Source organism: uncultured Campylobacter sp., from assembly GCF_938031315.1.
In the GTDB taxonomy this organism is placed as follows: domain Bacteria; phylum Campylobacterota; class Campylobacteria; order Campylobacterales; family Campylobacteraceae; genus Campylobacter_B.
This window is the reverse complement of the sequence record NZ_CALHHT010000168.1, coordinates 1-8,380: the sequence shown is the minus strand read 5'-3', so window position 1 is coordinate 8,380 and position 8,380 is coordinate 1. Positions and strand designations below refer to the sequence as shown.

Genomic DNA, 8,380 nt, shown 5'->3' with positions numbered 1-8,380 from the left:
TTGAGAGGTGCCGAAATACACGCCCAAAAGCCCGCCCACGGCTAGCAGCGCGCCGCGTTCGTAATCTACGTGGCCGTTGTACGAAAGGCTCAAAAGCGCGCTGAAAGAGCCGAAAACGATGAAAAATAGCCCCATGCAGACCGCTCTTTTGATATCGACGCCCAAAAATCCGACTAATACGGGTGTTAGAAATACCGCGCCGCCCACACCCATGCTAAGCGCGATCGCGCCGATAGCAAAGCCGATGAAAAATAGCACCGCGCCGTGGGGATTGGCGCCACTGCCGCTTGCTACGTTCGTGCTAAAGAGCTTGAGAAAGGAGATGGCAAGCGTCAGCAGAAGACCGATCTCAAGCACGATTTCCGGCGAATACTTTACGATGAAGCCCGATAGGCTCGCGCCGCACAGCCCTCCGAGCCCCACTGCGATGCCGCTATCTAGGCGGAGTCTGCCTGCGCGGTAGTTCAGATACGAGCCGAAAAGCGAGACGATGAACATCTGCATCACCGAGATGCCCGCGGCTGTCTTGATATCGTAGCCCAGGGCCATCATCACGGGCATTACGACCGTGCCGCCGCCAATACCGAAAAAGCCCGATATGAAGCCCACGACGACGCCGACAAAGGGGAGTTCTAGCATTTTTGATCCTTAAAATTTGAAGCGAAGTTTATAGCTTTAAAATTTAAAGCTTGCTAAATTTGCGGAATTTTGGATTTAGGAGCGGGGATTTGCGGGATTTTTAGGCGATAGATTTTGATCGCGGGATTTCGGTTTGAAATTTTATGTGTGGGATTTATGGAATTTGGAAATTTATGGGATTTTAAAGCGCGGATTAAATTTTCGACAGGATTCTATCGCGGCGAAATTTCATACGGCAAAATTCCGTACAGCAAAATTTTAGACAAAATTCTGCGGCGAAATTTTAAGCAGTGGAATTTTCTGCGACAGAATTCCGCGTGGCATAGCTGCAAGCAAAATTACTGCGGTAAAATTCTCTCAAAATTTTGTGGCGAATTGCAAGTAAAATTCTTTCCGCATAAAGTTACGTTTCCATCCACGATTGCACGCGCGGCGCATCCCCCTTCGTGAAAATTATTTCTGTGCGGAGGACGACAGCACAACTTCCGCACTCTGTATTATAAAAATCGCCGCAAAATCGGTGCAAAGTCACGACAAGATCGCCGTAAAATTTTATACGAAGCGGGCAAGCGCAAAGAGCGCGAATTTATTGCAAAAATTTACGACGAAATTTCGCCGCCAAAAGCTCGTTTAAGGCCGCTCAAAGCTCGCTAAAAGAGTGCCAAAAGACCAAAAAGTCGCCGCCGCAAATCCTCACGATGAAATTCCGCCCACAAATTTCTCCGGGCAGAATTGCTTTGGATGCGGGGCGGGATTTGAACTCGCGGCAAATTTTCCGAGCTAAATTTTACGCAAAAATCCGCATTAGACCTGCAAAATTTATTGTAAATTTCTCCGAGCGGATTTTGTGCCTTATGAAATTTCCAGCACGATCTCCTTTTTTAGCCCGATCTGTTTGATCTCGAGCACGGAAGCGCCGCCCAAGCGCAGCGCAAGCACCTCAGCCTCGCTGCAAGCGCCTGCAAGAGCGATTTCGCGCAGCACCTTGCCGCGCCAGGCTTTGGCGTAGTGGCTCAGCACCTTGCCGCCTTTGATGAAACTAAAACTCAAATATTGGCGCTTTATTTCATAAAATTTTTCGTAAAATCCCGCGCGCAGATCCACGACGCACTCATCCGCCAGATACCGATCCAGCGCGGCGGAGAAGCTATCGCGATAAAATTTCGCCGCGTCTATGCCGCCGAATCTCTCGCCCTGCTTGAGTTTGTAGTTCGGCAGCGCGTCGCCGCCCAGCACGGGGCCGAAAAGGTTTGAAAAAATTATCGTGTTTCGCTCCGCAAACTCCTGCGCGCCGGGGCTTAGCGACGCGTAGCCTAGGGCGCGATACGCGGTGCCGGTGTAGCGCAAAAGCGCCTTCGCGCAGCCTTTTTCAAAGATATTTTCGCGCAGAGCCGCATCCCATTTTTTCAGCCCGAAAAGCTTGCAAAGCTCCGCCTCGCTTGCTTTATCCACGAAATCTGCATAAGCGCGCAGTATCTGCAGGCGCTTTTCGTAAAGATCTGCAAAGATGAAATTTCGCTCGCAAATGCGCGTGTCGCCGCCCAGCTCGCTTTTCATCTCGCTTGGGGAAAATAAAATTTTCATACGTTCTCCTTAAATTTCGCCCATTTTACTAAAATTTTGCTTGCATTAAGCCCGCCCAGGCTCGCGCCGCCCGCTCAAATTTAAGCTAAGCAGCGTATAATGGCGCTAAAAATTGTAAGGACGAAAATGCTTTTAGAAGAGCCGCTGTTTTACTACCGCGAAATTTTAAAGACGCATCCGCAAAGCTACCTCGCAGAGGACGACAGGCAGGTCATCATCGGCATCGATTGCGATTATTTCGACGGATTTAAGATGAGTTTTGAGGCTTTGAGGCTTAAATTTGATGAGGTAAAGGGCGCAAAAGTGGGCGCAAGCGAGTTTAAAAACGCGAGCTTTGCCGGACTTTTCGGCGTTTTGGGCTACGACATCGTGCGCGCGTTTGAAAATATCGGCGCGCCGAAGCAGGCGCTGTATGACTTCCCGCCGTTTTTTTACGCCGATGCCGCAAACTACCTGCACTACGATAAAATCAGCAAAATTTACGATTTTTACGGCAAAGATGCCCAAATTTACGAAAGTCTGCGCGGGCTTAGCTTGCAGGCTTCACAACAGGCCGCCGTCGAAACAGCAGCTGCGTCCCAGAGTGCTGCAAGAACGGACGCCGCTATAAAGGGCGGCTCGAAATCGCAAGGCGCGTCTGAGCCGGAGCCTAAGAAAAAAGAGCTTAAATTTAAAATTTTAACCGATCTGGATGCCGAGGAGTCGCATTTTAGCGCGATGGTCGAGGCTGCAAAAGAAAAGATAAAAAGCGGCGACGTGTTTCAGGTCGTGCTGGGCGAAATTTTAGAAGTCGGCACGAATCTGGGTAGTCTGGAGTTTTACGAGCGACTCAAAAAGAACAATCCGAGCCCCTATATGTTTCACTTCCCGACGCCGTACGGCTGCGTAGCGGGTTCCAGCCCCGAGCTGATCATGGAGATCAAAAAGGACGAAATTTTCGTAGCTCCCATCGCGGGCACCCGCAGCAGAGGCGCGAATGCCGAGGCCGACGCGGCGCTTGAGCGTGAGCTTTTAAGCGACGAAAAGGAGCTTGCGGAGCATCGGATGCTGATCGATCTAGCTCGCAACGATATCGGCAAATTCGCCGCGCCCGCCTCGGTGCGAGTGCAAAACGCGATGCGCGTCGTGCGCTACGAAAGCGTGATGCACATCGTAAGCGAGGTTTACGGCAGTAAGCCGCGCGGGGTAAGTGCGTTTGAGGTGCTCGGCACTATCTTTCCTGCGGGCACGCTAAGCGGCAGCCCGAAGATCCGCGCGATGCAGATCATAAACGAGCTGGAGCGCTACGAGCGCGGCATATACGGCGGCGGAATCGGGTTTTGGCGCTTTAACGGCGACGTGATGCAGGCGATCTTGATTCGCTCGGCGATCTTCGTAAATCGCGACGCGCAAAATTTCTGCTCGGACGAGGATTTTAAGCGAAATTCCAACTTAAATTTAAACGCTGCTTGCGGCGAGGAGAAGTCCGAAGCGACGGAGCTTTGCGATTTCGCAGCGCAAAAAAGTAGCGACGTGGCGCAAAATTTAAGGCCGCGCGCAGGCGAGCACGAGGCGACATTAAATTTAAAAGCTCGCGCAGGCGGCGGGGCGCTAAATTTAGAAAGCGAGCCGAGCTTTAGCCGCGCGATGCGGTTTGAGGTTGCTAAATTTAACGCGGAAAATTTCGGCTGCGAAGGGCTAAGTAATCTCGTATTTATCGGCGCGGGCGCAGGCATCGTTTACGACAGCTCGCCAAAGAGCGAATACGCGGAGATCTGCAAAAAGCGCAAAAGCCCGCTCAAAGCGATCGAGGAGCTATGCGAGGAAGCTTAGGCCCTTTAAATTTAGCTAGCCTGACGCACCGCTTTTAGGCGCGAGTTTGATTTCGCTAAATTTAAAACGTGTCGCTGCTGGGACGTTAAATTTAACGGCTAGCTTCATTCGGCGCCGCAAAGCCAAGATACATATCGGCTGCAAAGCAGCGTAACGTCGCAGCTGATGTAGTAATGCCGCAGCCGCGGGCGGAATTTTAAATTTAGCACGCAAGAGGCGCTAAAACGGCGCTAAATTTAGCCGCCGCAAAGCGGTCAAATTTAAACTATTTAGAATTTTAAAGAGGCGCAAACGCCCTAAAAAAGGATAAAATTTTGATTTTAATGATAGATAATTACGACAGCTTCGTTTTTAATATTTATCAATACATTTTGGAGCTAAGCGACGAGGAGGTGCGCTACTTCCGCAACGACGAGATAACGCTGCAGCAGGTGCGCGAGCTTGCCCCGTCGCACATAATCCTAAGCCCCGGGCCAAATCACCCAAAAGACAGCGGCGTTTGCCTGGATATTTTGCGCGCGGATTTGGACGTGCCGATTTTGGGCGTATGCCTTGGGCATCAGGCGATCGGATACGCGGCGGGCGCGGAGATAAAGCAGCTTGAGGTGCCGCTACACGGCAAGAGCTCGACGATCGAAATTTACGCAGATGGTGTGCTTTTTAGCGGGCTGCCGCGTAAATTTGAAGTGATGCGCTACCACTCGCTTTATGTGGACGAAGCTACGCTGCCGCGCGAGTTTGAAATTTTAGCAAAGAGCGAAAACGACGGCATTATAATGGCGATGAAGCACCGAAGTAAGCCGGTTTTCGGCATTCAATTTCATCCCGAGAGCTTTTTTACTCAATACGGCAAAAAGATCATCGAAAATTTCATAAATTACGGCAAAAAGATAATTTTAAAGGAGAAACTCGTGGTAAATTTCGCCCCGTTTATGTTGAAGCTACAAAAGGGCTTCCCGCTAGACAGCGACGATTACGCCGTCATTTGCAAGGCGCTTTACGAGCAGGATTACGACATCGTGCAGCTTGCGGGGCTGCTCGTGCTGATCAGCGAAAAATCGCTCTACCCAAGCAGCCTCACGGCGCTCGTGCGCAGTATCTTAAAATACTCGATCACCTACGACGATCCGAGCCCGATGTTTGACATCGTAGGCACGGGCGGCGATAGGCTAAAGACGATCAATATCTCTACGACCGTGGCCTTTATCGCGGCAAGCTTCGGCGTGCGCGTCGCCAAGCACGGCAACCGCGCCATTACCAGCAGATCGGGCAGCTCCGATGCTCTGGATGCTTTGGGCGTGCCGCTACTTAGCGATCTTGCGCAGATTAGGGCGCTGCTAGATCGCACGGGGCTAGCGTTTTTTCACGCGCCGTTTTTTCACAAGATCACCGCCGAGGTCAAAGAGGTTCGCAACCGCCTAAAAATCGGCACCGTCTTTAATATAATGGGGCCGCTTTTAAATCCAAATTTGAGCCTAAGCAATCAGATCGTAGGCAATTATCTGGAGGAAGTAAACGGGCTCATCGCCGAAACGCTGATGATTTTAGGGCGCAAGCACGCTCTGGTGGTACACGGAATGGACGGTATGGACGAGATTAGCCTATGCGATGAGACGTTAATCCACGAGGTCAAGGACGGCAAAATTTTAGAATACCGCGTAAATCCCGAGCAGTTCGGCTTCGCTCGGGCGTTCCACGGCGATATAGAAGGCGGCGACGGCGAGGCTAACGCCGAAACTTTAAAGCAAATTTTAAAAGGCGAGCTTAGCGGGCCAAAATTTGATATCGTCGTGCTAAACGCGATGTTTGCGCTATACTGCGCCGATGTCGTAGCAAGCCCTGCGGAGGCTAAGCCGCTCATTTTAGAGGCGATCAGATCGGGCAAAACGTGGAAATTTTACGAAAACTACGTAGGGGCGAGAGCTTAGATGGCTAGCGGCGAAAAGAGGGAGTTTTTAAGCGAGCAGCTCATCAGCTATCTGGGCAATAAGCGCTCGCTGCTAGCGCCGATAGAGCGGGCGATCTGCGAAATCAAAGCGGAGCTTGGGCAGGGCAAGATCAGCTTCGCGGACGTTTTTAGCGGTAGCGGCATCGTCGCGCGCCTGGCCAAAGCGCACTCAAATCTCGTGATCGCAAACGATCTGGAGGGCTACTCGCGCGCGATAAACTCCTGCTATCTTTCAAATTTCAGCGACGAGCTGTGGCGAGACTTGAGCGAGCTGCGCGCTGAAATTTTAAGAAATTTTACGCCGAAGGAGAGTTTTTTTAGCGAGCTGTACGCGCCGAAGGACGACCAAGATATTAAAGCGGGCGAGCGTGCTTTTTACACGCGCCGAAACGCCCTAATTTTAGGCGGGCTTTGCGAGCAGATTAGCAAAATCCCGCAAGAATTTCGTAATTTTTTCACCGCGCCGCTGCTTAGCGAGGCGAGCATCCACTCAAACACGGGCGGCGTTTTTAAGGGCTTTTACAAGGACAAAGCGGGCGTGGGTAAGTTCGGCGGCAGCGGCGAAAACGCGCTAGCTCGCATAATGGGCGAAATTTCCCTGCGCCTGCCCGTGCTTTCAAATTTCGCCTGCGAAAGCGCGGTCTTTCAAGAGGACGCCGCGCGCTTTGCACAGAGTGCACGCGAGCGCTTTTCGCAGCTTGACGTCGCGTATTTCGACCCCCCTTACAATCAGCATCCCTACGGCTCGAACTATTTCATGCTAAATTTGATCACGGATTTTATAAACGAGGGTAAGCGCCCAAATGCTGTGGGGCTTAGCAGGGTTTCTGGGATCCCTGCAGACTGGAACCGCTCGGCCTACAACAAAAAATCAAGTGCTGCGGAGGAATTTTTCGCGCTGCTGGCGAAATTTCCGGCGAAATTTTTAATAATCTCTTTTAATTCCGAGGGCTTTATCTCAAAGGCGGAGTTTTTAAAAAACCTCGCGCAAATCGGCTCCGTGCGCACTATAGAGATCCGCTATCCGACCTACCGCGCGAGCAGAAATTTAAACGCGCGCGAGCTTTACGTGACGGAATTTTTATATGTCGTACAGAAGTAAGATCAAAATTTGCGGCATCAAAAGCGCCGCCGAAGCCCGCGCCGTGCTGGCGTGCAACTCGGTTTTTTGCGCAAATTTAGAGCGCGCGGATGATGCTAAAAATTTGCCGAAATCGGGCGGCGAAAATCCTGGGCAGAATTTTAATTCGGATGCCGAGAATTCTACGCGAAATTTCAATTCTGACGACCAAAATTTCGCGCAAAATTTTAATCAGGACGGCGAGAATTTCACCTGCCGCGCACAAAATCATGTAAATTTTACGCCCGATCAAAATTCCGATTGCGATAAAAATTTCTGCGGCGGTTCGCGAAATCTGGGCGACGGCTCGGGCGTGCGGGTGGAGTTTTTAGGCGTGATATTCGTATCAAGCTCCAAGCGCCGCGTCAGCGTAGAAACTGCGCGCGAGATCGCACATATCGCGCACAAAAACGGCGCAAAGTGCGTCGGGGTCTTTGCTTTGAGCTCGGCAAAACACAGCGCCGCCGCGTGCGAAAATTTTAGAGGCAAAGCCTGCGGCGATGAAATTTGCAAAGATAAAATTTACGCGAGCAATAGCGGCGGCGTAGAATTTTATGAAGCCACGGAATTCTGCGAAAAGCAGCGCAATGATTTGAGCGTAAATTTAAACGCAAACTGCGCCACGCCCACCTCGACGGAGGATCTGAATTCTGAAATTTTTGGCGCGGAAGCTCTAGGCGAAGAGCAAATTTTAAAAATTTGCGAGGCTTGCGAGCTGGACTGCGCTCAGATCTACGGACGCATAAACGCGGATTTCAAAGCGCGCCTTAACGCAGCGGGCGTCGAGGCGTGGCAGGTGCTAAGCATCGGCGCCGAAATGCCGCCGCTTGAGGGCTTGAGCTGCGACCGGATATTATTCGACGCCAAAGGGGCGAGCTTGGGCGGCAACGGCGTGAGCTTCGACTGGGATCTGCTGCGACGCGCAGGGCTTGGCTGCGAAGAGCGAAGCAGTATGTCGAGCGATGAAAAAAACTGCGCGGACGGCGCAATGCAAAGCGCAGACGACGCAAGAGGCGATTTTGAGCGTAATGCAACCCGCGAGGATTGCAGCGAGGAAAAATTTTACGCAGAGTGCGTCGAAAACAGCGGAGAGAAACTCGTAGAAAACGATAATCACCGTGCCGCCAATGACGACGAGGCTAGTAAAATTGTGCGTGATGTCGCCCGATCAAGTGAGGCAAAGCCTGCGAGGAAGGGTACCGATGATTGCGGCGCAAACGACTATGAGGTGGGCGCGCCAAATATTGCAAATGACGGCGGCGAAGTAGGCAAGTTAG

Annotated in this window: 5 protein-coding genes and 1 pseudogene; 4 read left to right on the top strand and 2 right to left on the bottom strand. The window is 51.5% G+C overall.

The features are described 5' to 3' along the window. Both Q0236_RS04465 and Q0236_RS04460 read right to left on the bottom strand, forming a co-directional pair. A partial coding sequence (locus tag Q0236_RS04465) for a sulfite exporter TauE/SafE family protein (RefSeq protein WP_297915512.1) occupies positions 1-639 on the bottom strand: 639 nt, incomplete at its 3' end. Between the two features lie 852 nt (positions 640-1,491). Further along, positions 1,492-2,223: a YaaA family protein gene (locus Q0236_RS04460; RefSeq protein WP_297915510.1), complete on the bottom strand. Its 732-nt coding sequence runs from the start codon at positions 2,221-2,223 to the stop codon at positions 1,492-1,494. Positions 2,224-2,349: 126 nt separating this feature from the next. Here Q0236_RS04460 and Q0236_RS04455 point away from each other — a divergent pair, with 126 nt between their 5' ends. The 4 genes and pseudogenes from Q0236_RS04455 to Q0236_RS04440 all read left to right on the top strand — a co-directional run. Beyond that, positions 2,350-4,035 carry an anthranilate synthase component I family protein gene (locus Q0236_RS04455; RefSeq protein ID WP_297915508.1) on the top strand — a complete coding sequence of 562 codons (1,686 nt, stop codon included), beginning with the start codon at positions 2,350-2,352 and terminating at the stop codon, positions 4,033-4,035. Positions 4,036-4,349: 314 nt separating this feature from the next. Continuing rightward, complete coding sequence (gene trpD / locus Q0236_RS04450; protein ID WP_297915506.1) at positions 4,350-5,963, top strand: anthranilate phosphoribosyltransferase; 1,614 nt, start codon at positions 4,350-4,352, stop codon at positions 5,961-5,963. Continuing rightward, positions 5,964-7,085 (top strand): DNA adenine methylase, encoded by a 1,122-nt coding sequence (locus Q0236_RS04445; RefSeq protein WP_297915504.1) that lies wholly within the window; start codon positions 5,964-5,966, stop codon positions 7,083-7,085. It begins immediately after the preceding gene. Then, a pseudogene (locus Q0236_RS04440) lies at positions 7,069-8,380 on the top strand (hypothetical protein); the annotation flags it as partial. The gene Q0236_RS04445 and the pseudogene Q0236_RS04440, both read left to right, overlap by 17 nt.

Bases quoted from the DNA above. Each gene is read 5' to 3' on its own strand.
- Q0236_RS04460 (WP_297915510.1), bottom strand. From the start codon at position 2,223: ATGAAAATTTTATTTTCCCCAAGCGAGATGAAAAGCGAGCTGGGCGGC.
- Q0236_RS04455 (WP_297915508.1), top strand. From the start codon at position 2,350: ATGCTTTTAGAAGAGCCGCTGTTTTACTACCGCGAAATTTTAAAGACG.
- Q0236_RS04445 (WP_297915504.1), top strand. From the start codon at position 5,964: ATGGCTAGCGGCGAAAAGAGGGAGTTTTTAAGCGAGCAGCTCATCAGC.